This is a genomic window from Streptomyces sp. NPDC047081 (assembly GCF_040643775.1).
GTDB lineage: Bacteria > Actinomycetota > Actinomycetes > Streptomycetales > Streptomycetaceae > Streptomyces.
This window is the reverse complement of sequence record NZ_JBEYUY010000016.1, coordinates 1-26,824: the sequence shown is the minus strand read 5'-3', so window position 1 is coordinate 26,824 and position 26,824 is coordinate 1. Positions and strand designations below refer to the sequence as shown.

Annotated in this window: 14 protein-coding genes and 1 pseudogene; 10 read left to right on the top strand and 5 right to left on the bottom strand. The window is 68.0% G+C overall.

What is annotated here, in order from left to right; genetic code table 11:
• Positions 1-187 precede the first annotated feature (187 nt).
• From ABZ848_RS27965 to ABZ848_RS27955, 3 genes are all read left to right on the top strand, one after another.
• Positions 188-1,660: a beta-1,6-galactanase gene (locus tag ABZ848_RS27965; protein ID WP_360836272.1), complete on the top strand. Its 1,473-nt coding sequence runs from the start codon at positions 188-190 to the stop codon at positions 1,658-1,660.
• A gap of 207 nt (positions 1,661-1,867) precedes the next feature.
• A complete protein-coding gene (locus tag ABZ848_RS27960; RefSeq protein ID WP_360836587.1) occupies positions 1,868-3,001 on the top strand; it encodes an MFS transporter in 1,134 nt (377 codons plus the stop codon).
• 154 nt (positions 3,002-3,155) lie between these two features.
• The gene (locus ABZ848_RS27955; RefSeq protein ID WP_360836270.1) at positions 3,156-4,166 is read left to right on the top strand and encodes a hypothetical protein; all 1,011 of its coding nucleotides are present in this window, start codon (positions 3,156-3,158) and stop codon (positions 4,164-4,166) included.
• A gap of 44 nt (positions 4,167-4,210) precedes the next feature.
• Here the strand turns inward: ABZ848_RS27955 and ABZ848_RS27950 are convergent.
• Positions 4,211-4,513 (bottom strand): annotated as a pseudogene (locus ABZ848_RS27950) (helix-turn-helix domain-containing protein); the annotation flags it as partial.
• Positions 4,514-4,698: 185 nt separating this feature from the next.
• Positions 4,699-6,081, bottom strand: a complete 1,383-nt coding sequence (locus tag ABZ848_RS27945) for a DUF222 domain-containing protein (protein WP_360836268.1) — start codon at positions 6,079-6,081, stop codon at positions 4,699-4,701.
• A gap of 609 nt (positions 6,082-6,690) precedes the next feature.
• Between ABZ848_RS27945 and ABZ848_RS27940 the strand changes: the two genes are divergently transcribed.
• The 3 genes from ABZ848_RS27940 to ABZ848_RS27930 are packed head-to-tail and all read left to right on the top strand — an operon-like array spanning position 6,691 to position 9,730.
• Positions 6,691-7,110 (top strand): very short patch repair endonuclease, encoded by a 420-nt coding sequence (locus ABZ848_RS27940; RefSeq protein ID WP_360836267.1) that lies wholly within the window; start codon positions 6,691-6,693, stop codon positions 7,108-7,110.
• 30 nt (positions 7,111-7,140) lie between these two features.
• Complete coding sequence (locus ABZ848_RS27935) at positions 7,141-8,151, top strand: DNA cytosine methyltransferase (RefSeq protein WP_360836266.1); 1,011 nt, start codon at positions 7,141-7,143, stop codon at positions 8,149-8,151.
• Positions 8,152-8,173: 22 nt separating this feature from the next.
• On the top strand, positions 8,174-9,730 hold the full coding sequence (locus tag ABZ848_RS27930; RefSeq protein ID WP_360836265.1) for a DNA cytosine methyltransferase: 1,557 nt from the start codon (positions 8,174-8,176) through the stop codon (positions 9,728-9,730).
• Positions 9,731-9,740: 10 nt separating this feature from the next.
• Here the strand turns inward: ABZ848_RS27930 and ABZ848_RS27925 are convergent, their stop codons facing one another.
• Genes ABZ848_RS27925 through ABZ848_RS27915 form a run of 3 tightly spaced genes read right to left on the bottom strand, consistent with a single transcriptional unit; the run spans position 9,741 to position 13,756 of the window.
• A complete protein-coding gene (locus tag ABZ848_RS27925; RefSeq protein WP_360836264.1) occupies positions 9,741-10,616 on the bottom strand; it encodes a DUF6339 family protein in 876 nt (291 codons plus the stop codon).
• Positions 10,613-11,608 carry a hypothetical protein gene (locus ABZ848_RS27920; protein WP_360836263.1) on the bottom strand — a complete coding sequence of 332 codons (996 nt, stop codon included), beginning with the start codon at positions 11,606-11,608 and terminating at the stop codon, positions 10,613-10,615. Before ABZ848_RS27920 ends, ABZ848_RS27925 begins: the two co-directional genes overlap by 4 nt.
• A 3-nt stretch (positions 11,609-11,611) precedes the next feature.
• Positions 11,612-13,756 carry a helix-turn-helix transcriptional regulator gene (locus tag ABZ848_RS27915; RefSeq protein WP_360836262.1) on the bottom strand — a complete coding sequence of 715 codons (2,145 nt, stop codon included), beginning with the start codon at positions 13,754-13,756 and terminating at the stop codon, positions 11,612-11,614.
• A gap of 1,055 nt (positions 13,757-14,811) precedes the next feature.
• Between ABZ848_RS27915 and ABZ848_RS27910 the strand changes: the two genes are divergently transcribed.
• From ABZ848_RS27910 to ABZ848_RS27895, 4 genes are read left to right on the top strand one after another with little or no spacing between them, the layout of a single operon-like run.
• A complete protein-coding gene (locus ABZ848_RS27910) occupies positions 14,812-19,260 on the top strand; it encodes a DEAD/DEAH box helicase family protein (RefSeq protein ID WP_360836585.1) in 4,449 nt (1,482 codons plus the stop codon).
• Positions 19,257-21,161, top strand: coding sequence for a UvrD-helicase domain-containing protein (locus ABZ848_RS27905; RefSeq protein ID WP_360836260.1), 1,905 nt, complete (start codon positions 19,257-19,259; stop codon positions 21,159-21,161). The genes ABZ848_RS27910 and ABZ848_RS27905 overlap by 4 nt, the downstream gene beginning before the upstream one ends.
• Positions 21,158-24,421, top strand: a complete 3,264-nt coding sequence (locus ABZ848_RS27900) for a helicase-related protein (protein WP_360836258.1) — start codon at positions 21,158-21,160, stop codon at positions 24,419-24,421. The genes ABZ848_RS27905 and ABZ848_RS27900 overlap by 4 nt, the downstream gene beginning before the upstream one ends.
• Complete coding sequence (locus ABZ848_RS27895; RefSeq protein ID WP_360836256.1) at positions 24,418-26,292, top strand: DUF1998 domain-containing protein; 1,875 nt, start codon at positions 24,418-24,420, stop codon at positions 26,290-26,292. Before ABZ848_RS27900 ends, ABZ848_RS27895 begins: the two co-directional genes overlap by 4 nt.
• Positions 26,293-26,824 lie beyond the last annotated feature (532 nt).

The following is a 26,824-nucleotide window of genomic DNA, read 5'->3' as shown; positions in this document are numbered from 1 at the left end:
CCTCGACCGGCACCGGGCCGCCCGAACGATAAGGGGCGGACCTTCAAGTCACCAGGCACAGAGCACCGTTCGACACTTCGTACATAGGTTTTAGAAAGGGCTGTCGTAACCCTCGACAAGCCCGCACCGCACCCCCGATGCTTCCTCGTGGCATGAACGGGACAGGCCACCACATCGGAGAGAAACCATGATCCGACGCAGAACCCTGCTGACCGCCGCCGGCGGCACCCTCCTCGGCAGCGCGCTCGCCACCGGTACCGCCCGCGCGGACGCCACGATCTCCGTCGCCCCCGGTACGTCCTACGGCACTTGGGAGGGCTGGGGCACCTCCCTGGCCTGGTGGGCCAACGTCTTCGGTGCCCGGGACGACTTCGCCGACATCTTCTTCACCACCAAGTCGACGACGTACAACGGCACTTCGCTTCCCGGCCTCGGCCTGAACATCGCCCGCTACAACCTCGGCGCGTGCAGCTGGAACACGGTCAGCGGCGAGTCCATGGTCGCCTCGGCCAACATCCCCGCCTTCAAGCAGATCGAGGGCTACTGGCAGGACTGGAACAACGAGGACCCCACCTCCTCGGCCTGGAAGTGGACGGCCGACGCCACCCAGCGCGCGATGCTCACGAAGGCGGTGTCGCGCGGCGCGACCGCCGAGCTCTTCGCCAACTCCCCCATGTGGTGGATGTGTCTGAACCACAACCCGTCCGGCGCGTCCGACGGCGGCAACAACCTCCAGTCCTGGAACTACCGCCAGCATGCCTCCCACCTCGCCTCGGTGGCCCTGTACGCCAAGAACAACTGGGGCGTGAACTTCGCGACGGTCGAGGCCTTCAACGAACCCTCGTCCTCGTGGTGGACGGCGACCGGCACCCAGGAGGGCTGCCACATGGACGCGACCGTCCAGTCGGCCGTACTCCCGTACCTGCGCAGCGAGTTGAACAGCCGCGGCCTGACGAGCACGAAGATCTCCGCCTCCGACGAGACCAGCTACGACCTGGCCCGCACCACCTGGAACTCCTTCTCCTCCACGACGAAGGGCTACGTCGACCGCGTCAACGTCCACGGCTACCAGGGCTCGGGCGGCCGCCGCGACCTCCTCTACACCGACGTCGTCACGACCGCCGGCAAGGCCCTGTGGAACTCCGAGACCGGCGACAACGACGGCACCGGCTACACCCTCGCCTTCAACCTCCTCTACGACTTCCGCTGGCTGCACCCCACCGCCTGGGTCTACTGGCAGGTCATGGACCCGTCCACGAACTGGGCGATGATCGCGTACGACGCGGACACGCTCGCGGCGGGCGCGGTGCAGACGAAGTACTACACAATGGCCCAGTTCAGCCGCCATATCCGCCCCGGCATGAAGATCCTCGACACGGGCGTGAGCTACGCGGTCGCGGCCTACGACTCCTCCGCCAAGCGCCTGGTCATAGTCGCCCTCAACACCTCTACCTCCGCCCAGACGTTGACCTTCAACCTCTCCAACTTCACGACGGTGACCGGCGGTTCGGGCGGCCTGGTCCCGCGCTGGAACACGGTGACGACGGGCGGCGACCTCTACAAGTCGTACTCCGACACGTACTTGAGCGGGAAGACGGTAGCCGTCCCGTTCGCGGCGAAGGCGGTACAGACGCTGCAGATCGACGGGGTGGTGATCTAGCTGGAGGGGCCGACCGCAGGGGGGACGGGCCGGGGCCCTGCAACCGGGACGGGGGCAGGTCGCACGGGAAAGGGTCACGGCCCTGCAGCTGGGCCGGGGGCAGGTCGCACGGGAACGGGCCACGGCCCTACTGCCGGGCCCGCCCCCTCGTACGCCCCCACCCCCGCCCCCTCACCCCGAGCCGGCCCCGCCCTCGCCGCCCTCGCGCTGGGCGGCTTCGGCATCGGCCTGACCGAGTTCGTGATCGCCGGCCTGCTGCCACAGGTGGGCCGGAGCCTGGACGTGTCGGAGGCCGCGGCGGGCCGCCTGATCTCCGGTTACGCGCTGGCGGTGGCGGTAGGCGCGATCGCGCTCACGGCCGCCACCGCCCACCTCCACCGCAAGACGGTCCTGATCGGCCTGGTCACCCTGTTCGTGGCCGGCAACCTCCTCTCCGCGATCGCCCCCACCTACCCGGTGATGCTCCTGGGCCGCATCGTGGCCGCCCTCTGCCACGGCTCCTTCTTCGGCATCGGCTCCCTCGTGGCCCGCCGCCTGGTCCCACCCGAACGCGCCTCCCGCGCCGTCGCCCTCATGTTCGCCGGCCTCACCGTGGCCAACGTCCTCGGCGTCCCCTTCGGCGCCCTGATCGGCGAACACTGGGGCTGGCGAGCCACGTTCTGGTCGATCACGGCGATAGGCCTGACGGCCCTGATCGCGATCACCACGCTGATCCCGCCCTGGGCAGGCGCCGCAACCCTCCCGGGGTCCAGGGACGGCCTCCGCGCCCAACTCCAGGCCTTCCGCTCCCGCCAGGTCTGGCTGACCCTCACGGCCACGGCCCTCGGTTACGGCGGCATGTTCGGCGCCTTCAGCTACCTCGCGTACACCTTCACCGAGGTCACCGGCTTCTCCCCGACCGACCTGCCCTGGCTCCTGGTCGTGTACGGCACCGGCCTGGTCGCCGGCAACATGGCGGGAGGCCGCGCCGCCGACCACAACCGCGACGCCACCCTGATCACATCCCTGGCCGCCCTCACAACCACCCTCACCCTCTTCGGCCTCCTGTCCGACAACAAACCGTCCGCCGTAACCCTCCTCTTCCTCCTGGGCGCCTCCGGCTTCGCCCCGGTCCCCGGCATGATCACGCGCGTAACGGACAAGGCGGCCGGTGTCCCCCTCGCCGCAAGCGCCAACGTCTCAGCCTCCAACATCGGCAACGCCCTGGGCGCCTGGCTGGGCGGCCTGACGATCAGCACGGGCCTGGGCTACAGGTCCCCGCTGTACGCGGGGGCGGCCCTGACTCTGACGGGGTTAGGGGTGATGGCGTACGCGGCCCACACATCACACAGCCGCCCATGACTCCCGACTCCCGACTCCCGACTCCCGACTCCCGCTGGCAAGATGCTCATGCCCGACCAGCCCACTTACCCCTCCCCCGCCTCCTCCCGCCCTCCCCCTCTCCTCTTGCCGCCTCTCTCCGCCTCTGCCGGTCATCGGCAGTACGGTGTCGTTCATGCGCCCCGACACGCCCGCCGAGAACGTCGACCACCCCGCCGAAGCGGCCCGCCTTGAGCGGACCGCCGGCCTGTATCCCGAGGACGCCGAGGCCCTGCTCCTGCAAGCCGCGGCCCACCTGGAACTCGCCGGCGACCGCCCCGCCGCGACCGCGCTCTACGACCGCCTGCTCTCCACCCAGTCCGGCCTTGAGAACCCGTATCTCGTACGGGCCCTCAAGGCCTCCAACCTCTGGGAGTACGGCCACGAGGCCGAGGCCCGCGCCATCATCACCGGCGTCCGCGCGGCGGCCCCCCGCGACCCGGCCCCCTGGGTGATCGTCGCGGAGGCGCTGGAGGCCCACGACGAGCTGGAGGCGGCGCAGGAGGCGTTCACCGAGGGAGCCCGCCTGCTCCTGACGGACGTGCCGGAGCCCCCATACTCCACGCACCCCCTCCTCTTCGGCCGCCACCGCGTCCGCCGCATGCTGGGCGTGCCCCACGACGACTGGGACGCCCTGGCCGACACCCTCCACTCGTCCCCGGTCTCCCTGGACGAACTCCACGACCCGAAACGCGTCTGGTCCCTGGGCTCGAACAACCCGGCGGAACTGGAGGCGGAAATCTCGCGGTTGCGGGCCGAACTCGGCGCCTACAGGGAGGCCCTCTCCCGCCCGTTCCCGGTAGCGGTCCTGCATTGGCCGTCGGCGGAACTGTCGGAACTCCTCGCGGCGTACCCGACCCTGTCCGCCGAATACCCGTCCCACGAGGACCACCTGTCGACGATAGAGGCCTCGCTACGGGAACTGGCCGCCTCCGGCACGCCCAACCTGGGCATCGTCACGGGCACGGTCCCGTCGTACGAGGCCTTCGCAGCCTCGGAACTGACCTCACCGGCCGAGCCGGAACTGCTACCGCAGTACGCGACGACGCTTGCGGCACGGGGGCGAGCGGTGGAGTGGCCGCCGCAGCGGGGGACGGCTTGCTGGTGCGGCTCGGGCGGGGTGTACGAGGGCTGCCACGGGGCGTAGTGGCGAGGGCCGTACCGCTCCTCCCTTCCTCCCGAGGCCGCCCGTCAGCCGCCGACGCCGACGTTGTTGTCGCCGCCGTCGAAGCGCCGACGGGCGGCCTCGATGTGCCCGAAGAACCGATGGGTCCACACACATCCCATCCACGGTGGCCCGCAACCCCTCCCCCGCCTCGGTGAGCCGGCACTCGACGCGAGGCGGCACGGTGGGATACACCCGCCGCTCGACCAACCCATTCCGCTCCAGCATGCGCAGATTCTGGGTGAGCACCTTGTGGCTGACGCCCTCGACCTGATCCCGCAACTCACTGAAACGCAGGGTGCCTTCGCCGAGGGCTCGATGATCAACAGCCCACCCCGATAGACGTGGCCGCCCTGGACGTCCCGAAATACCTGGTCGAGATCGAGGCGACGGCCGTCGTCGCCTGAGCACTCGAGGCGCAAATGCCGCCACCACACTGTCGAACATCCGGCGCCGAAACAGTGCCGCACGGCGTCGACTTCGCAGAAACCCGTGGCTGCAGGGCCGTAGGGCTTCACTCCCGATACACGGGCGGGGTGTTGGTGTACATGTGCCCCGTGGGCGCAGTCCAGGTGCTGGTCCCGGTGCACAGATCGCGGGTTACTCCCCACCCTGGATGATGCGTCTTGAGCCGATGATGCCGCCGGCACAAGGGCTGCAGGTTCTCCGGCACGGTCTGTCCACCGCGCTCCGGATGCCAATGATCGAACGGTCGCACATGATCGAGATCGCAACGCCGAGCAGGCATCCGACAGCTGGGGAAAGCGCAGTACTGATCCCGAGCAATCACATGCCGAGCGGTCTCGGCGGTAGGCCGATAGCTAGTCGGATCGGCCTTCACCAGCAGCCCACTCTCAGGCTCGGTCAACAACCGCCGCCAAACACTCCCCGGCGCGAACGCCAGCTCGCGAGCCTGCCCGCCGGTGATCGGCCCATACCCCTTCAACTCGGCGGGCCCATCCTCAGCACCAAGCAAGATGTCGTACGGCACAGTCACCTGCACGACAACGGACGCCCGCCCACCACGCGAACCCGAAGCCGGGGCCGAGACCGAACCTGAACTCCCGCCAACCCCAGGCCGATTGACCACAAGATCGAACAACGCATCGGCCCGCTTCTGATCAAGCGTCCGCCCGTCATCCGCATACCCAGCAGCATGACCATCGACGGCCTGCTCCATGAGCGCGGTCTGCTGAGCGGGCAGAACGGCCCCGAACAAGGCCATCCCATCCTCCTGCGGATAGTGCTGAACCATCCGCTCCCGAGCCCTCCGCCGATGCCGCACCTCAGCCCCATCGGGATCGGCCCGATGCACTTCCCGCCGTAAAGCAGCCCGAGTCTGCCCAACAGCAAGCCCGGGCATCTTCCCCACCATGACGGCCTCGACCTGCCCGGCCACATCGTCGTCGAGCACTTCCAACTGCTCAGCAAGGGCCTGAGCCTGCAGATAGGAGATCTCCCCACCACCGAGCAACCCAACGGTTGCCCGATGCCGCCCCGCCAACAGCCCGGCAACCCTCAACCGCTGGGCAGCGGTCTGATTGGCAAGGCGCAGAGCACAAGCAACCTCTTCGACAGCCCCATCCCACGAAGCATCGAAGACGTCCCCCAAATCCCCACCCGCAGCAAGGACCTCACTCTCAGGCACGTCGGCATGCGCCGCAATGGCCGCCAACACTTCGACCTGCTTGGCCTGCAACCAAGCCACATACCGCTCCAACACCACGAGCGCATCAATCCGCCCCCGCGCCGAAAGCTCCCCCACCTCAATCCCACCAAGCACCCCGGCCCCCTCCGGCGAGGGCACCAAGTCCCGCAACGAAGCAACCCAGTCATCCAGCGCCCCGCACAGGGCCAGCGCCCCACCGTCAGAACCATCCACCCCGCCCTGAGCCACAACACCCCCCTTTCCAAAGCTCCAGACGCCCTCCCCCACACCCCCATTATCCGTCACCCATAGTAATAATGCCAGGTCAATACCCGTACTCGAAAGAGTGAACCACGCCAAAACGAACGTTCTCCCGGACGCCCCACCGGACCGGACCCCGCCGCCACCCCGCTGCACCCCCACTCACCCGACGCGCCCCATCCCCTTGCCCCAAGCCGCCAAGCCATCCCGGCGTGCCCCCACCCCGCCCACGCGCCCCCAACCCCGCCCGACAGCACAACCGACTCCACCCCTCCCCACCTGGCCCCCCGCTTTCCCCGGGCCGCCCGCTCGCTTCTCCAGCAGTGATTCCGCGGCCTGGGTCAAGGGTCGGCCGCAGGCCGATCGCCGCAGGCGACGCGACCGAAGGAAGCGCCCTTGAGGCAGGCCGCGGAATCACGACACTGCAAAAGAAGCGGGCGGCCCGACTGCAACGGCACAGAAAGGCGAGTCATGACCAGCCCGGTTGTGGCGGTACAGGCCGACCTTGCAGACGAGGGCTCCTTGCACACGTGTCAACGCCGGCAGAATGCTGATGTGCCAGATGCCGTACCTTCCTCCCCCGCTGTCTCGGCTCGCATGAGCAAGCAAGCCAGCAAGGACACGGCCGCCGAACTGGCCGTCCGCCGCCTCTTGCACGCAGCTGGGCTGCGCTACCGCGTGGAGTACCCGGTACCGGGTATGGCACGGCGTCGGATCGACGTGGCTTTCACTTCGGTCAAGGTGGCTGTCCTCATCGACGGATGCTTCTGGCACGGGTGCCCGGAACACGCGACGCAACCGAAGTCGAACGCACAGTGGTGGCGACAGAAGCTGGACCGCAACATGGCGCGCGACCGGGAAACGAGTGAGCATCTCGCTTCCCAAGGGTGGACGGTGCTCAGGTTCTGGGAGCACACCCGGCCGGAGAAGGTCGCGGAGGCGGTGCGAGTCGTGGTCGACCGCGAGAAACGAGAGTTGCAGAAGCGTGCCTTCCGGGGCGGGAGGCGCGAGAGATGAACCGGCTGACAGGCCGAGGGGGAACAACGGTTGGCTGACCGACTGACTTTCGTGGACGTCTGCTCCGGTGCGGGTGGATTGGCGTCGGGGTTGGAGAGCGCGGGTTTCACGCCGGTGCTGCTGCTCGACAACAAGCCGCAGGCGTGCGAGACGATCCTTGCCAACCGGCCTCACTGGAAGGTCGTAGGCGAGGACCTGATCGACTTCCTGCCGGACGAGCACCCGGAGAGCTTGGACGTCGATCTGCTCTCCGCGGGCCTGCCGCGAGTGAAGTCCTCGGCCGCGGTGGGGCGTTCCGACAGCGAAGTCGAACTGCGACTGCTCACGGCAGCGGTGTACCTTGCCCATTCGATCCAGCCGCGTGCCCTGTTGCTGGAGAACCTGCCGGCGCTTGTCGACTCCTCCGTCTATGCGGAAGTGCGGCGATTCATCGCGGAGGAACTGGCCCACCTCGGCTACCGGTTACGCTGGTTCGTGCTGAACGCCGCGGACTTCGGTGTGCCGCAGGACCGCGAGCAGGGCGTCCTGGTGGCGCTCAAGGAACCCTGGTTCGACGCCTTCGTCCCGCCGGAGCCGACGGTGAGCGAGCACATCTCGGTCGGCCAGGCGCTGCGCGGCTCGATGGCCGCGCGTGGGTGGGCGGAGGCGGACGCCTGGGCGGACCAGGCAAGCTCCATCGCCCCGACTCTCGTCGGCGGCTCGGACAACCGTGGCGGCGCGGACGTCGGCCCGACCGGGACCAAACGCGCCTGGGCACGAATGGGGGTCAACGGGAACGCGTTCGCCGACGACGTGCCGGGGCCGGACTTCGTGTGGCCGCGCTCGGACGACGTGGCGCAGATGTTGAAGATCACGGTTGACCAAGCGGCCGTCGTCCAGGCGTTCCCACCGGAGTGGCGGATCACCGGCCAGAAGACCGCCCGGTACCGGCAGATCGGTCATGCCACCCCTCCGCCGGTCGGTAGGGCGCTCGGCGAGGCGATCGCGACCGCGCTGCGGGGCTCCGGCCCGGCCTCGTCAGTCGGTCATGAAACCACCTGATCGCCGGCTACACTTCTCGCACATGAGCCACCTCACGCATTCAGCCACTTCACCTGCGGTTTTCCGCATCGTGGACCTCTTCGCGGGGCCCGGAGGACTGGATGTGGCGGCGGAGGCCCTGGGACACCAGGTCACCGGCATCGAATGGGATACCAACGCCTGTGAGACGCGTGCGGCAGCGGGGATGGACACATTCGCCGGTGACGTGAGGGACTACAGCGCCGCCCTCTTCCCCCGCGCTCAGGTGCTGACGGGTGGGCCGCCCTGCCAGACCTTCACCGTCGCCGGACACGGTGCTGGCCGCAGGGCGCTGGACGAGGTCGTGGGGTACATCGAGCAGCTGCACGACGCCGTACGCTCGGAGTCGACGCCGTGGCCGGAGATCCTTGATACCTGGCAAGGGATCTCCGCGGAACTACGGCGTAAAGCCGTCGAAGCGGAGGCGGTCAAGGCCAAGAAGCGAGAAGCCGAGGTGCTCCGCTCGGGCAACCGCAAGGCGGCCAGGAAGAGACTTGCCGAACAGCACTGCCCGACCGAGGAGATCAAGGTCGCGCTGAAGACACTGGAAGTGCCGCGCGGTCTCGCTCGCCGGGACGCCGACCTTAGGATCCTCTTCGACGAACTCATCTCCCTGGACGAGGTCATCGACGGCCACAGGGCCGAGTTGGAGGAGCTGGGCGACGAACGGACGGGGCTCGTCCTCCAACCGTTGTGGTGGGTGATCGAGCGGAGCCGGTGCCCGGGTCTGGTGCCCTACGAGGCAGTCGTACTGGAACAGGTGCCCGCCGTGATGCCGGTATGGGTGGAGTACGAGAAAGTACTGCGCACCCTCGACTACCGGACCAGGACGCAGATGATGCACACCGAGGCGTTCGGCGTCCCGCAGACCCGTAGGCGTGCCGTGCTCATGGCACGTCGCGGGCAGGTCGAAATTCCGAAGTTGGATGAGCCGCATGAGCGGTACCGGCCGGGCCGTGCTCCCACCTCGCGCGACGCAGTTCGAGGTGACGCCCGACTCTGGGAGGTCGACGAGGAGATCGTCGGCAGGAGGCGTACGAAGGACTCCTGGATCTCCATGGAGGCAGCTCTGAAGAAGGCCCGGGACATCGCGCGGGAAGTCGCTCCTGACCTGGACCTTCCCGACCGCCCCGCCTTCACTGTCGTATCGAACTACGGGACAGGTGGCGACCCCGGCGCCCGAGGGCGTCGGGACCACGATGCCCCGTCCGCGACGGTCACCGGGAAGGTGTCCCGCAATCGTCTTGTGTACAAGGGCACGGACACGGACATCCCTGAGTTCGGTCGTTTCGAACTCGCCGAGGCCGGCGTGCTCCAGACATTCCCCGTCGCCTATCCGTGGAGGGGCAGAGATCGGTCCCAGCAGATCGGCAACGCGGTGCCCCCTCAGCTCGCCTTGCACGTGCTCCGGCATGTGCTCGAACCGCAGCTGAGCAAGGAGGAGGCCGCCGCCAGACTGGAGCGGGCTGTGACGAATCTTGAGAACTGGCGTCCTCCGAGCAAACCGGTGCAGATCCGCCGACGCGAGGATTTGGAAGGGCACCCCCTCGCCGGAGGGTGAGCCCTCCACTTCATACCTGGGGTGCCTTCCCCCTGACCGGGGCCGTCTCGAAGAGTTCCGCGAAGTAGTCGGTCAGCCTCTCGATCGATTTCTCGGGCACCGGTTCCTCGTCCGGTCCCGTCGGCAGCTCGTGGCGAGGCACCGGGGGCGCAGTCTCGGCATCGGCGATCCACCGGCGAAGGTCGTCCGGATCACGCGGCACATCCGAGGCCAACGCGTCGTAGACAAGAGTGGCTCCCGCGGTACTGATCGCGACCATGAGGCCGTTGATGTCACGACCGGTGGTGGCGATCCCGCGCTGGAGTACCCGGACCAGTGCCTGGGCCGTGGGGCGATGGTCGATCAACTCCACACGCAGTGAGTTGTGGATCAGGTCCTGGTTGCCACAGGCCGCCACCACCGGCGCGTAGTCCCCGCCGTTGCGGAACATCTCGGCCGCCCACCACAGGCGCGAGAAGCACTGACGGTCGGGAGAGCCCTTGAAACGGACCGCTGCAACGCGGGGCTCGGCACCCGACGAGGCTGCGGTGGCGTGCCGCCACACCACATAGTCGGGGGCGACGCCGAGCGCGAGGTGGTTCCAGATCCGCCGGTCGGCGGCCTCCCGCCGGGTAAGACGGAGCGCGGCATGCAGGCGGGGCGCCAACCAGGCGTCGGCACCCGTCTTGTTGTCCCTGAACTGATGCAACGCGTCGTCGACGAGCTCCCGGATCGGTTCCGCCAGCCAGCGGGGATCATCCTCAGGCAGGGGTTCGACGACCTTCGCCAGGTCGACGCCCCCGTGCCCCTGGATCCCCCGGAGGAGGTCCTCAGTGAGGAAGGGGTCGGCTGCCGTCGCGGAGAGCAGGCCAAGTCGCTCGGGAAGATGATGCGGCTGCTCGATCACGGCCTGTCCTCTCGATTGTTCTGCTGGAGCGTGCGCAGAACCTGGGCGAGGGCTTGGCGCGCACCGGCCCGGCGCACAGCGGCGAAGTGGACGCGCGTCTGGAGTTCCACCCATCCCGCGTCGCCGGTCCTACGCCGGTGTACCTGACGGAGTGCCGCCTCGACTCCGAGGCCGGGCACCACATCGGGGAGCATCTCCCGCAGCACCTCTCCTCTCCAGTCGGTGGGGAAGACGGGTGAGCCGTCGGGCTCGACCTCCAGATCACCGACTGCGCTGTGGAAGACGGCCGTCCATACGTCGGTGGCCATCTGCGATACCAGTAGTTCGTGGACCTTGTTCTCCATCCCGCCGGTCTCTCCGCCGAGGAGATCGGAGAATCCCTCCACGTCAGTGTTGACCATCACCAGCGGGAGCCGACCCGAAGCGTCTACGACCCACGGCGCGTCTGCATAGGGGCGCAGCCACTCCCGGGCGCTCTTGGAGAAACTCGCCTGCTTCACGTCGAGGGGCAAGCCACCGAGCGGCTCCTCGGCGGACGTGTCGATCGTCCAGTCCACGTCGGTCTCGGTGATAGTCCGGCCCTGGACGCCGTCGACGGTGGCCACGGCGTGGACCGTCAGGGCGGCACGGCCCACGTGATCGTCACGACGCACGTCGATCGCGCCGGACCACTCCTTGCTGTCCGGGGCATCCTGCCGGAGATCGACCGTGGTGCGGATGTTTGTGTCGCCGTCCGTGAGTACCGCGAGGACGCGCAGATCGCTCCACGGTGCATCGGCGTCGGTGGCGCCCGGAGGCAGGGTGGCGGACAGGCCGATCCTGGCGGTCAGCCAGTCCTCGTGCTGCGCCACACCCAGGGCGACAGTCCTCTGAGGGGTGGAGAATGCCGAGGTGTCCAGGTGGTCACGCGTACCGTCGGGCAGCTTCAGGGAAACAGACGTGACCCTCAAGCTGACAGGGCGGTTGAGTCGCTTGTACGGGTAGAACTTCATGCCTCACTCCCCTGAACCGGCACGGAGTTCGAGTACGAGTCGTGTGAGTTCGGTGCGGACCGGATGGCTGGTGGGATCGGTGGCTCCACTGAAGACAGCCCGCCGGGCGCCAGGGGTGAAGTGGAGTACGCCGTCTTCCACCTCGCAGCCCTCCACGGCGAAGAGTTCGGCCCAGTCCAGCCGCGGCCTGCCGCCCGAGCGGACGTCAAGGAGGACCACCGGTGTCATGGCGGGCAGCTCTTCAGCGCGCGGCAGTTTCACCTCGGCGGTGATCCGCCATTCCCGGCTCTCGCCGATCCCGGCGTCAAGCTCGGTCAGTTCCGGCAGGGCCGTTCCGGGACCACGCTTCGACACCGCGGTCTTGCGCGGGACGGTGAGCTTCTTGCGCAGCTTGGCGCTCTCCTGCGAGCCGGGGCGCTTGGGCCTGACGACCAGTTCCTTCACCGCGGCGTTGACTTCGGTGGTCAGTCGAGCGATGCGGAAATGGGCACTGTGGGACCAGCGGAGCGTCAGCTCCTCGGTCTGCCCCCATCGGTCGTGCTCCGGGGGTTCGGCGGCACGTAGGAACTCCTCGGCCTCATCGGCAAAGGGCGCAGACTCCCCGGCCGCGTGCCCCACCAGCAGCACTGCCTGGAAGGAAGTGACACCCAACGGCAGACCTGTCACGGTGGACTTCTTGATGGTCATCCGATTACCGCGCAGGGAGTGGACCTGGTTCTCGGCACCGTCCTTGTCCTCTGCCTCGGTGACCAGGAGCACCCCCTGGTGCGTGCCTAGCGTGCCACGACGCCCCCCGGAGAGAGGCAGACGGAGCGGGACGGTACGGAGCGCCACCTGGCCGGACTCGGTGAGCCGGTCCACGGTCGTCCCCTCGTAGAAGGCGCGCAGCGCCCGGGTGCGCGAGGGCTGGCGCTCGGTGGGGTCCACCTGCTCCTCCTCGACGAGGATCTCGCCGTTGCGCAGGGTACGCACCGACGTCTCCAGCAGCGGTAGCCTGCTGCCGCCTCCGGTCATGGCCGCCCAGAAGTCCCGGCTCAGCGCCTCGACCAGACGCTTGTGCATGACGCGGACGTCACGTGTGCCGTCGTCGTCGCCCTCCTCGTCCTCATCGGTGGCGGACGCGATCCTGCTCTGGTCGAGGCTGGCGACGTCATGCGCGCCGACGATGAGGAAGGATGTGCCGGGCTCGTCGCTGTCCCGCGCGAGGTGAAGGCGTTCGACCGCCTCCTCGTCGGCCCACCAGGACCGCACGACCTCCGCGTTCGGCGTCTCGGGGTCGGGACGCCCCAGCCAGGCAGGGCCAGCGTACGAGGTGCCGCCGACGGACCTCCACGGCAGTTCCAACCGCCCGATGACACGACGCTCGACGCGTCCCTCATGCGGCACGGAGAGAGTGGAGTTGATCAGTACCAGGCCCAGCGCACTGGTCGCCCAGAGCGTCGCCTTGCCCAGGCCGTACGAACCACCCGCGCCGGAACCCGATTTGAGGCTCTCCAGCTGTCGGCGGACGACGGCCGCGAACTTTCCGTCGCCATAGTCGTCGCCCGTGAGACCGGAGGCGTTGTAGTCATCGACACGCAGAAGGATCAGACGGCCCTTCTCGAACATGTCGCGCACCCCGGCATCAACGACCCGGCCGACCTTCTGGTCGGCGGAGGATTCGGACACAGCCGAGTAGTGTGGCTGGAGTTCGTCCCAGAGCAGAGCGGCGCGGAAGGCCTCCAGTTTCTCACCGGTGAGTTCGTGGATGGTGTAACGGACGCGAACCGGGCGGCCGTTGTGGACGAGCCGCTCGTCGAGACTGTTCTGGCAGGTCTCGCGCGCGAGCACCTGAACGTCCGCGTCGAAGGCGAAGGCGGCCGCGTTGCCGCCATCGCGTCCGCCGTCCTGGTAGCCGGGTCGGTGGTACCAGGTGACCGGGAGGCCGGCCTGGGTGTCGGTGGTGCGCGTGTGGACCGTGCTCAGATCGGTGCCGAGCGCCTCAGCGATCTGAGCCATGACGGAGGGGCGTGGCACCGAGCGCCTCGTGATCCAGGCAGAGACCGCCGCCCGGGTCAGGTTCAGCTCCTTCGCAAGCTCCGCCTGGCTCTTGTTCGAGATCGCAAGCTGGCGGGCCAGCCACGGCCCGAACTCCTCGCCGGCCTCCATGTGCCTCCCACCCCTCGTGCTTCCACCGTTGTGTCCGCCGTCCCGGACAGGCTAATTTGACAGCAGCCAGCACGTCAACAAACGCTTGACGACACCCGGCGCCCCACGGATGACCACTCGCCCGACATGAACAAAGATGTCCGATTCAATGCACCCTGAAGCGGGTTGAACATTTTTCGATCGCAAACATTTGCACCATGCGGAATTCCGAACTCCGAATTCGTTCGAAAAACATGGCGTAGCCCAAACGGGTGAACCTCTGCTAGGGTCCATGACGGCGGAATTCATCCACCTCGCTCAGAACCTCCATGGGCGTCATGGACGGACCTATGCCCTGCCGCACCCGAAGACCCCGAACGTGCTGGCAACGAGGGGCTACCCGAAAATAATCTGGAGGACGTGGCACACCAGGGATCGACTTCCGAACGAGACAGATTCCCCTTACCATTTCGAGCATTTTTTCCAACACGACACACATTTCATCCGGCTCCAACTCTTATTAGTGGAGACCGAGATGGATCGAAAGCAGATACTCGATTCGGCAGGAATGGCGGCCGAAGTTTTGACGAGTTTTTCTGTTCCGGTACGAGATTCATCGGAACTGGTGAAGACTGATCTCTCGGGTGCAGCACACGCCACCTCATGGAGTTGCACCCTCGCAGATCAGAGACGTTTTAAAGCTTCATCAAACCCTTCTCTTGCTTTCATATTCCGTCATCCGCGCCCACCGCAGGAGCCGTGAAGGATCTGTGTCCGATTCCTCGTCACCGGTATCGCCGGTCATCCACACCGTTCTCGACCAATCCTCTCGCGTCCTGCAGACCTACGCGGTCGATCCCGGTCTCATTCCCGAGCACGCCAACGGTGAGCGTCGCATCACCCAGGGGGGATACGGAGACCGCCAGCTTTTCGAGCTCGTACAGAACGCTGCCGACGAGATCACAGCCGGGCCCGGGGGAACCACCCAAGTCGTCCTCACCGAAACCCATCTCTACTGCGCCAACGAAGGTTCTCCCGTCACCGCTGAGGGCGCCGAAACCATTCTCCGTATGAGCATGTCGCGCAAACGGGGCGGTCAGATCGGCCGTTTCGGCGTGGGGGTCAAGTCCGTCTTGGTGGTCACCGACGCTCCGCAGTTCTTCAGTACTTCCGGCGCCTTCGGGTTCGACCGCGAATGGGCGCGGGAACGTATCCGATCGGTCCCCGGTGTGCTCGAACATCTGGGCGACCCGTTCGAGGCACCGGTGCTCCGGATGGCCCGACCGCTCGACGCCGAGGCCGAGCGCGCCCAGGACCCCGTACTCGACGAACTGCTCGGCTGGGCGACCACCGTCGTCCGACTGCCGCTGCTCCCGGGCGCCGCCGGCAGGCTGGCGCTGGACATGCACGGCGGGAAGACGTTCGCCGGGGCGGTCCGCGAGGAGTTCCCGCTCGGCTTCCAGCTCCTCTCCCCGCACGTGGCGCGAGTGGTGCTGGAGGACCGTAGGCCGCTGCCCCCGGTCCTCCGAGTGCTCACGACCGAGCGGTCCGGGAACCTGCACACCGTGAGGGAGGAACGAACGGGGAAGTCGCCTGTCAGCACGCGGTGGCGGGTCTTCACCACCACGCACGAGCCCGGCCCGGCGGCCCGCGCCGATGCCGGTGAACTGCACGACCGGCTCACTCTGGACCTCGCCTGGGCGGTGCCAGCGCTCGAGAAGGACGAGAAGACCGGGCTCCACGTCAGCCGGTCCAGGGGCCGGGGCCGTTTCTGGTCCTTCTTCCCCACCAAGTACGAGATGTCGTTGAGCGGCATCCTCAACGGCGCGTGGAAGACCAACGAGGACCGTCAGAACCTGCTCGACTCCTCAGCGTTCAACGAGGAGATGATCCGGGTCGCCGCAGCGCTGGTGGTCGACTCCCTCCCCGGCCTGTCACCGGCAGAGGACCCCGCCGCGTACCTCCCGCTGCTGCCCGGTCGCAAGAAGGAGTCGATCAGCTGGGCGGACGAGTTCCTGACCGTGGAGATCTGGAAGCGGGCGGCCGTGCGCCCCTCGCTCCCCGACCAGGAAGGCGAGCTGCGCGCCCCGGCCGAGCTAAGGATGCCGCCGCGCCTCGACAAGGAGCGGCACGCCGACTGGACACGTATGTGGCACGAGACTCCCGGCAGACCCTCGAACTGGCTGCACCCCGCCGCCGAGGTCGACGGCCTGCGTTCGGGAAAGGTCGAGCACGTCCTCGACGCGGCCGGGCACAGACGGTCCGGCGTCCGGGAATGGCTGGAGGCCCTGGTCACGGGCGGCAGTCCCGAGGCTTCCGCGAGCGCGATCCGCATCCTCGCCGACATGGTCGCGGCGGGTTCGCCGTATGCCGAAGAGGCCCGCACCGCGAAGATCGTGCTCACCGAGGAGCACGGTCTCGTGCCTCCGGTCCCCGGTCACGTGTTCCGCCGCGCCGACGACGACGGGCTGCGCGAGTCCCTGGTGTACGTGGTCGCCGAGGTCGCGGCGGACCCTGGGCTGGCTTCCGCCCTCGACCTGCTCGGCATCCGCGAGGCCGATGTCGAAGGCCGCTTCGTGAGCGTCCTCGACCTGGGCTTCGACGGCTACGGGACGGCGGAGTGGGAGCGCTTCTGGGACCTGTTCCGCCAGGCGGGCGGGTACCGGATGATCAACACTGTGCTCCAGCACGTGTCGGACGCCCCTCGGATCCTGCGGGTACGCACGGCGGACGGGAGATTCCGTCCGCTGCGCGACTGCATGCTGCCGGGCGCGGTGGTGAGCGCCGAGCGCGACCCGGCGGTCGCCGTGGACATGAGATTCCACTCGGACGACCTCGCCGTCTTCCGCCAGATCGGCCTGCGGGAACGACCCTCGACGACGAATCCGGAGGGAGAGGCCTGGTTCGAGGAGTACCGGGAAGCCGTCCACGCGTCGTACCTCCACAGCCTGGACAAGCGAGCCCCCCGCCCGACCCTCAACAGGCTGAAGGTGGAAGGGGCCCCGATCGGGGGGCCGCTGCACCTCTTCCGGTTGCTCTCCGAAGAGTCCCGCGCAGCCTTCCTGAAGGCCCTGCCGGACGACGCCGTGGTGGACAACTGGACGCGGCAGATCGGCGCCCAGTCCAGCACCCGGCAGGCTGTCGAGTCCCCGATCCGATGGCTGCTCAGGAAGCACGGAACGGTCTTCACCTCCCAGGGTGTCAAGCCCTTGCGCGAGGCGGTCGGACCTCAACTGGCCGCTTACCGCGACGTTCTGCCGGTCGCGGACCTGTCCCCGGAGAAGGCCCGCAAGCTGCGCCTGCCCACCACGGTCGACGACGTGCCGGGAGAGCGCTGGGAGCCGCTGCTGTCGGAGCTGACCCGCAGCGAGGACGACAAGTTCGTAGGCAACACGTATGTGATGCTCACCCGGCTCGGCGCGGCCTTCCCCGAGGACTCGCTGACCCGCTGTCGGATCGGCGACACCTGGACCACCCGTCCCGACGACGAGATCACCGTCGCCGTCGGCGGGGCCGAATACCGGGCCCTGCGCGCGGAGCAACTTCCCGCGCTCCTCGTGGCGACCACGGCTGACGCCGAACTGATGGCAGAGCAGTGGGGCATGAGGCGCTACGAGGAGGCGATCACTCGCGAGACCCGTGAGGTACTCGACGGCGACGCCATCCCGCTCGTCGACCTGTACCCCGCTCTGCGCCAGCGCCTCAACAGCGGCAACCGGAACAGCCTGGTGCAGCGGTGCAGCGTACTGGACGAGGTGACCCGGACGGACAACGGCACCAAGCCTCGCCCGTTGGACGCGGTGCGGCAGGGCACCACGGTCAAGGTCCGCGTCCCTCTGGAGCCCGAGCCCATGCTCCGTCTGATCGACCGCGAGCTGGAACTCGGCTTGGGTGCGTCCGGTTGCAGGGCGGTCCTGGAACGCCAGGAACAGATGGCTCGGGACAGCGCGACCCAGGCCGCGCTGAAGGCGGTTCGCGACGCCGAGGACGTGGTGACCAAGATCGAGCTGTTGATCGGCGCCGACGCCCTGCGCTCGGGTCTGCCGGACGGCCTGCTGGACGCCGAGGCGGAGGCGACCGCAGGGGCAGCGCCCTCGCCGCACCGAATCGCGCAGATGGCCTTCAACGCGCGCGGCGACAGGGTGCTGCACCATCACGCCCGAGACATTCAAGCCCGGTTCCCCAACGCCCCCGTCGCGTACGGCGGTTCGTCCGCGGCGATTTCGTTCGTGTCCAGCCTCGGACTGCCGGTGACCTTTGCGGGCTCCCGGACGCCGTCGCCGCCCGCTTTCGAGACGATCGACGGCCCGCGGGACTTCCCCGCGCTCCACGACTACCAGGAAGACCTGGTCCGCAACATCACCACGTTGCTGGACCGGTTGGCCCCGCAACGGGCCATGCTCTCCCTGCCCACCGGTGCCGGCAAGACCCGGGTCACCGCCGAGGCTGTGATCCGGTGGGTGAAGCGGGTGGGCGAGCTGGAGGGGCCGCTGCTGTGGATCGCCCAGACCGAGGAGCTCTGCGAACAGGCCGTGCAGAGCTGGAAGTTCGTATGGGGCAAGGTAGGCGCGGAACGCCCTCTCACCATCAGCCGGCTCTGGGGAGGCAACGAGGTCGGCGACATTCAGGGCAACCCTCACCTGGTCGTGGCCACCGACGCCAAGCTGGAGCGGTGCGTGGACACCGAACCCTACGACTGGCTGAGGGAGGCCTCCCTGGTCATCGTGGACGAGGCGCACACCGCGATCTCCCCTCGATACACCTACGTCCTGGGAAAGTTGGGACTCACCCAGTACGAGACCCGACGGCATCTGCTCGGTCTGACCGCCACCCCGTTCCGCAACACCAACGAGGAAGAGACCAACCGTCTGGTGGGCCGCTTCGGCCGACGACGCCTGGACGAAGGCGTCTTCCCCTCGGGTGACCCATATCGGGACCTCCAGGAGTGGGGCATGCTCGCGCAGGTCGAGCACCGCACCCTGGAAGGCGGCAACATCGTGCTGTCGAGCGACGAGAGGGCGCAGGCGGACCGGATGGCCATGCTCTCGCGCTCGGCCGAACAACGCCTGGTGGAGGACCATGCGCGCAGCCTCCGCATCGTCCAGGAGGTGGCCGGCCTTCCCGAGGACTGGCCGACGCTGCTCTTCGCGACCTCCGTCGACCACGCAAACTCCCTGGCCGCTCTGCTGAACGACAGGGGCGTCCCCTCCGCCGCCGTCGACTCGACCAACAGCGTCCAGGACCGCCGTCGACGCGTCGAGGACTTCCGCACGGGACGCATCCGCGTTCTCACCAACTATGGCGTGCTGACGCAGGGATTCGATGCCCCCGCCACCCGCGTCGTGGTGGTGGCGCGTCCGGTCTACAGCACCAACGTCTACCAGCAAATGATCGGTCGAGGGCTGCGTGGCCCGAAGAACGGTGGCAAGCCCACCTGCCTGATCCTCAACGTCAGTGACAACATCGCCAACTTCGACACCCAGCTCGCGTTCACCCAGTTCGAACACCTCTGGAGCCGGAAGTGACCGACGCCTACCTGGACAGTCCCTTGCTCACCGATGAGCAGCGGGCCGTCATCGAGCAGCACTGGGATGCACGGGTCCTGGTCACGGCGGGAGCCGGGGCGGGTAAGACGCACACCCTGGTGCGCCGGCTCGACGCGCTGTGCGGTCACGAGGATCCGGAGGAGGCGTTGGAGGCCGCCGAGATCCTGGTCCTCACCTTCTCTCGGGCCGCCGCTCGCGAACTGCGCCGGCGGATTGTCCGACACGGCGCAAGTGCCCGCCGGGTCCGGGCACAGACCTTCGACGCCTGGGCGTACGGCGTGCTCAACCAGGCCCACCCTCAAGGCGATTGGGCAGCAACGAGTTTCGACGAGCGGATCGCCGCGGCGGCCGATGCGGTCGAGAAGGGCGCGCTGGAGATCGGAGACTCCGTCCCGCCCGCCCATGTCGTGGTCGACGAGGTGCAGGACCTGCTGGGCGTGCGTCGTGAACTGGTGGAGACGCTGCTCGACCGCTATCGGGGAAGCTGCGGATTCACGGTCGTCGGGGACGCGGCTCAGTCCGTGTACGGGTTCCAGATCGCCGACCCGGCCGAACGGCTCGACGAGACCGGCCGGTTCTTCGACTGGCTGCGCTGCTCGTACCCCGACGACCTGGTGGAGCTGCGGCTCACCGGCAACTTCCGGGCCACGACCGAGGAGGCCCGAGTGGCGTTGGAGTACGGCCCGCGCCTCCAACGACTCACCGACCCGGACGAGGCCGGCACGCTCTACGACGAACTGAGAGACCTGCTCATGGCCCCGGCGAACGCCATGGGGAAGCTCGACGACGAGTTCACTCTGGCCGGTCTGCGAGACCTCACCGACACCTGTGCCATCCTCACCCGCGACAACCAGCAGGCTCTCGTGGTCTCCGAGCTGTTGCACACATACGGCGTCGACCATCGGCTGCGGCGTCCGCTCGAAGAACGTCCCGTGCCGTATTGGGTGGCCGAACTGCTGCGTCGCACGCAGGCGACCGGCTTGACCGAGGAACGGTTCCGCGTCCTGCTCGCCGAAATCCCCCTGCCGTACGAGCCGGACACCACACCCCTGTGGGCCGCTCTGCGGCGCGTGGCCCGTGGGTCGGCGCGGGGCGTGCTCGACCTGGACCGGTTGCGGCGCGCAGTCGCCGACGGCAGGTTCCCCGACGACGCCGCCGACCCGGAGGACTCCCGGATCGTCGTCTCAACCGTTCACCGGGCGAAGGGCCTGGAGTTCGATCGGGTGATCGTCCTGGCCCCACCGACGGCCACGGAGCTGTATCAGCGGTACAAGGACGAGCTGGACCTGCCCGCCGAGGCCCGGGCCCTCTACGTGGCGATGACACGCGCCCGGCAGGACCTGTACCACGTGGTGCCTCCCGAGCTGCCGCAGTTCAGACGGGCGGGAAAGCGGCGCGACGGCCGAGGCTACATCGGCGGCTGGCGGTCGTACGACCGTTTCGGCGTCGTCGCCGAGGCAGGGGACGTGTGCCGGGACGACCCGCCCGGGCACGACGCGAACGCCGGCGCCGTCCAGGCGTACCTCTTGGAGCGGGTCGCCCCCGGAGATGACGTGCTGTTGCGCAAGCGGCACGACATGCCCATGGGCGAGACCCAGAGCCCACCGTACGCGCTGCTGCACGGTGGTCGGGAGATCGGCGAGACGTCGCAACGATTCCGTGAGGACCTGTTCCAGGTGCAGAAGGTGAACAGAACGTGGGAACCGTCGTGGCCCCAGGAGATCCACGGGCTGCGGATCGACACGACGGAGACGGTGACGGGCAGCATCGCGGCCGGCGCCAACGCCGGTCTCGGTGACCGGGGTGTGTGGATCGTCCCCAGGATCAGCGGAGTCGGACGGTACCGGTGGGCGGACAACGACGAGGAGCAGGGCGCATGACGTACGGGGCAGACCAGCACTCCGAGCACTACCGGGTGCGGGACGAGGAACTCCTGGTGGGTCTCCGCCGCGAGCTCCTCGGCCCCGCCGAGGATTCCGAGAAGGGCGACCGGGACGAGGTGCTCACCCAGGACGCACCCATCGACCGTTACTTGACCGGAGTGTTGTACCCGGGAGCGGCGGACAAAGCCGCGACGGAGGCCAGGAAGGAGGAGGCCGCCGAACAGGACGGGCTGGACATCGCACCGGTGCTCACCCGTGACGAGGTCGAGGAGTCCGGCGCGGAACGGGATCCGGACAGGTCCGGGGACCGTCGGCCTTCCTCCATGGGGCTGACTTTCGCGGTCGACCCGGGAATAAGCGAAACGATCGTCGTCTCGGCACGTGCCGCCGTCTACCGCCCCACCGACCCGGACGGCAAGCCGGTCGAGCCCCGCCGGGCCGAAGCCCGCACGATGTCCGACCAGCAGGAGCATTGGAGGCGGGAGGAACTCGACCTCCCGGACCACACGATCGACGTCACCCTGCCCGGCAGCGGCGTGCGGGCGAGGCTGCACGAGGAGAAGAAGGTCGATCTGCATGTGATCGTCCGTCGCCCCGACCCTGTGACGGGAACAGTCAGCGTCACGGTGACACTGATCAACGCGGAGAAGGTCGGCAAGTGGGATCTGAAGGATGCCTTCTCCCTCTTCCAGTGTGGTCTGCGAATCCGAGCCACTGACGGCTCCACCGCCTTCGTGGAACGTTCCGCCCGCGGTGCCGCCCACGACCCGGAGATCGCCACGAGTCGCCTGCTGCACCGGCACGCCCCGACCTTCGCCGTCGGTCACGGCTGCTCCGCGGAGTGGCACTGGGAGCCGTCGCCGATCGGCGTGACTGACGCGAACCCACCCGCCGTCCCCGAGGTGCGCAGCCAGTTCGTACCATCCGTCGAGGTACTGCTCACCGACTCCAACCCGGAGATCGACAGCTCCGCGCTGTCCATGTTGGGACTGGCGGAGAAGCCCGACTCCGAGGTCCTGGCCGCTCTGGAGAGCCTCGCCTCGGGGTACGAGCAGTGGATCGACCGCAAGGCGAGCGAAGCGACGGAACTGGCAGGCAGCCACCACGAGGAACCCGCGCGGGAGCAGGTGAGGGCCTGCCGTGAGGCGTTGGAACGCATCCGTGAGGGCATCGGACTACTGCGCGCCGAGCCGGATCTGATGCGGGCGTTCCGCCTGGCCAACCGTGCCATGGCCGACCAGCGTGCCCGCAGCGAGTGGGTGAGGGAAGGCCGGACCGGCACGCCCGACCTGACCAGGGGCCGCTGGCGTCCCTTCCAGATCGCGTTCGTGTTGCTCTGCCTGGCCGGTGTCGACGACCCCGAACACGACGACCGGAAGATCTCCGACCTGCTCTGGTTCCCCACCGGTGGTGGCAAGACCGAGGCTTACCTCGGTCTGATCGCGCTCACGGCGTTCCTGCGCCGTCTCCGCAAGGGCGCCGCCGGTGGCGGAGTCACCGTCATCATGCGGTACACGCTGCGGCTGCTCACCCTCCAGCAGTTCGAACGCGCGGCGATCCTGTTCTGCGCCATGGAACAACTGCGGCGCCGCACCCCCGAGCTGGGCGACGAGGAGTTCTCTGTCGGCATGTGGGTGGGGCGTTCGGCCACCCCCAACACGCTGGCCAAGGCCGACGAGAAGCTCGACGAACTGCGCAGAGACCTCGACAGGAGCCTCGCCAAGGAGAACCCCGTCCAGCTGCACGCCTGCCCCTGGTGCGGCAGCCGTCTCGACGCGCGCGCCTACGACGCCGACGAGGAGGCCAAGCGGATGTTCGTCCGCTGCCCCGGCACGGGTTGCGATTTCGTCGACGGCCTGCCCGTCCATCTCGTCGACGAGGCGGTGTACGACGCCCGGCCGACGCTGGTGATCGCCACAGTCGACAAGTTCGCGTCGATGCCTTGGCGACCGGCGACGTCGGCGCTGTTCAACCTGAACGATCCGCACGACCCCACCCCGCCCCCCGAGTTGATCGTCCAGGACGAACTCCACCTGATCTCCGGGCCGTTGGGCACCCTGACCGGCTTGTACGAGACAGCAGTGGACGCGCTCGCGAAGCGACCCAAGGTGATCGCCTCCACGGCGACCATCCGACGCGCCGCCGACCAGAGCCTGCACCTCTTCGCCCGTGACGTGCGCCAGTTCCCGCCAGCCGGCCTGGACGCCCGCGATTCGTGGTTCGCGGTGGAGGCGCCCCGTGAGGAGAAGGCGAGTCGACGCTACGTCGGTCTCCTCTCCCCCGGCACCAGCCAGTCCACCCTGCTGATCCGCACGTACGCCACCCTGCTGCACCGGGCGTTGCATGCGGGCACCGAGGACGACAGGGTGAAGGACACCTACTGGAGTCTCGTCGGCTACTTCAACAGTCTGCGGCTGCTCTCGGCTGCCGAACTCCAGGTCCATGACGACGTGGTGTCCTATCTGGAACTGCTCGCCGAGCGTGAGGGGAGGGAGGTACGCCGGATCGCCAACTACTCCGAGCTGACCAGCCGTGTCGACGCAAGCGAGATCCCGACCCGCCTCAAGGGCATCGAGAAGAGGTATCCCGACGAGGACACCGTGGACGTCCTGCTCGCCACGAACATGATCGCGGTCGGTGTGGACGTCAACCGACTCGGACTCATGGCGGTGATGGGACAGCCGCAGACCACGGCCGAGTACATCCAGGCCACCAGCCGTGTCGGCCGCGCGCACCCAGGACTGGTGGCGGTCATGCTCAATTCCGCCCGTTCCCGGGACCGCTCGCACTACGAGCGTTTCCAGCACTTCCACTCGGCGCTCTATCGGGAGGTCGAGTCCACGTCCGTCACTCCGTTCTCCGCGCGTGCCCGCGACCGGGGGCTGCACGCGGTGATCGTGGCCCTGGCCCGCATCCTGATCCCCGCGGCACGACCCAATGAGGGGGCGGGCAAGGTCGAGTCGTACGAGGAAATGCTCCGGAACAAGGTGAAGGAAATCCTCCTCGACCGTGTGAAGGAGGTCGATGACAAGGAGACCACCGCTGTGTCCCGGGCCTTTGACGAGTTCGTGAACTGGTGGTGCAAAGAGGCCGACATCCACAGCGGTCTCCTTTTCGAGCCCCAGAGGGGCAACCGCTCCCCGTCACTCCTGAAGTCGTACGACGACGAATCCGAGGACCGCGAGGCCTGGTCCACGCTGTGGAGTCTGCGCGACGTCGATGCCGAGTCCGCCCTGTTCATGGAGGGAACCCGATGACCCCGCCCCCCGCCCGCCGTCGTCGTACGGGCCAGAACGGTACACCCGCCCACAACCTGCCTCGCCGGGGCGCGGTCCGCCGCGCCCAGGCCATCACCACCTACGGCGTCGGCTCGCTCATCGCCGTCGACCAGGAGTCCTTCGTCGTGTCGGGACTGGACGACGCCGAGGCGAGTTGGCAGACGGACGAGGCCCCCCGGATCTACGAACGGCGCCTGGCCCGCCTGCTCGACGTCGGCTACTTCCGGCTCCCTCCCGCTTCCGACGACGACAGCAAGGACGGGCTGCGGGTCCGGCGGTTCCCTCTGATGCATTCCTGCCCGGAATGCACCGAACTCCAGCGGCACCGTGACTTCAACCCGCCGGAAGGTCGCAGCATCTGCGGCACTTGCGAGGTCGACCTCGTCCCCTCCCGGTTCGTCGTCGCCTGCGAGGCAGGACATCTCGGCGAGTTCCCGTACTGGCACTGGGTCCACCGCTCCTCGGAACGAGGGGCCGGTACCGCCGGACAGTGTGGTGGGAAGCTCAAGCTGCGCTCGTCGGGGCGTACGGCCTCGCTCCGGTCGATCATCGTCTCCTGCGACTGCGCCCCTGAGCCCGAGGTCTCGATGGAGGGGTCCTTCCGCAAGGACGCGTTGAAGGAACTTGGGCTCACCTGCCGCGGCACCCGTCCTTGGCTGGGCACTTCCGCTCCGGCCGAGGAGTGCGGACTCCCGCTGCGTACCCTCCAGCGCGGTTCGTCCGCCGTATGGCAGCCAGTGCTCAAGTCCGCGCTCTCCATCCCGCCGTGGAGCGATGGTCGCTCGGACCCGCTCGCCGAGCATTGGGATGCTCTTCGCGAGTACGACAAGCGCGAGCACGTAGAGATCTATCTCAAGGGCGTGTTCAAGGGTGATTGCCCCCTTCCGATCGAAGAGGTGATGGCGCTCCTCGACGCGGAGCGCGAGGAGGATCCCGTCGGCGAGACGGCCCCCACCTTCGACCGCCGCTATCGCGCCCTGCGCAAGAAGGAGTACGAGCGTCTCCGCGCCGGGAACGAGGGAAGCGAGCACACTCGTGACGAGCAATTCGTCTGTGAGCCCCCGACGGGCGACACTGCTGTGCTCGACCCGCTCGGCATCACCGGCCCGATGCTGGTCAAGCGGCTCCGTGAGGTCCGCGCGCTGAAAGCCTTCACTCGGCTCGCCGACCCGGACTCGTCCGCCGACGCGCGGGAGATGCCGCTCTCCGCTGGCGACCCCGAACGCCCGCTGCCATGGCTCCCGGCCATGCAGGTCCACGGCGAGGGAGTCTTTCTCCGCCTGGACGAGCAGCTGCTCGGCCCCTGGGAAAGGGCGATCGCCGTGGCGGCCCGCGTGGAACGCATGCGCACAGCCCACCAGCGCGTACTCGAGGAGAGGGTGGGCGACCACCGGCAGGCGATCCTCTCCCCCGCCTCGCCCCGCATGGTTCTGCTGCACACCCTGGCCCATGTACTCATCGACGAGTGGAGCCTGGAAGCGGGCTATCCTGCCGCGGCACTCCGCGAACGCCTCTACGCGGCCGACGACATGGCCGGGGTCCTGATCTACACCGCGACGAGTGATTCGGCGGGCAGCCTCGGCGGTCTCGTCGCGCAGGGAGAACCCAAGCTGCTGGACCGTACGGTCCGGTCGGCCATCCGTCGTGCCACTTGGTGCTCCTCCGACCCCTTGTGCATGGAGAGCGGGATGTCCGGCACGGGCGGGACGAACCTGGCGGCCTGCCACGCCTGCGTGATGCTCCCGGAGACGAGCTGCGAGCACAACAACATCCTGCTGGACCGGACGCTGCTCATCGGCACTCCGGACGCCCCTCACCTGGGCTTCTTCGCTGAAACAATGGACCACTGACTTCCGGATGCAACGGGGTACCGCAGCCGGACCGACGCAGAGACGGAGACTGGTGTGGCAGCTGAAGCTGCCAGCCGGCTTCTCCCTCTCCGTTTTCCGACCGTCGCGGATCCACGGTCGTACGCTCGTCAATCCGCACATGGCTTCCCTACAGGCGAGGTCTCAGACTCACAGGCCTCCGCTTCGAAATGGATCTGCGCGCGGTCCAGAGATTCGTCGGGATCGCATCCATGGGCTCTCAGCCAGTGGAGGACGTCGACGATCACATCGACGGCCGTCTCTTTCGTCGTTGCCATGCCGAGTAGACCGACCCCTGACACACTCGGCCGGCCCCGCTCCCGCCCGTAGGAGTTCAGCACGGCCTCGACTCGATTCACCCGGATGCCCGTTGAGTGTCCGTCAGCTGTCGGCAGTCCCGTGGCAAGCTCGCACCATGTTGTCGACGATCACGAAATTCCCCAGGTGGGGCGGGTTCCGCGTCACGTAATTCCCCACCCCCGCGGTCACGTAATTCCCCATGGGGACGACGGGT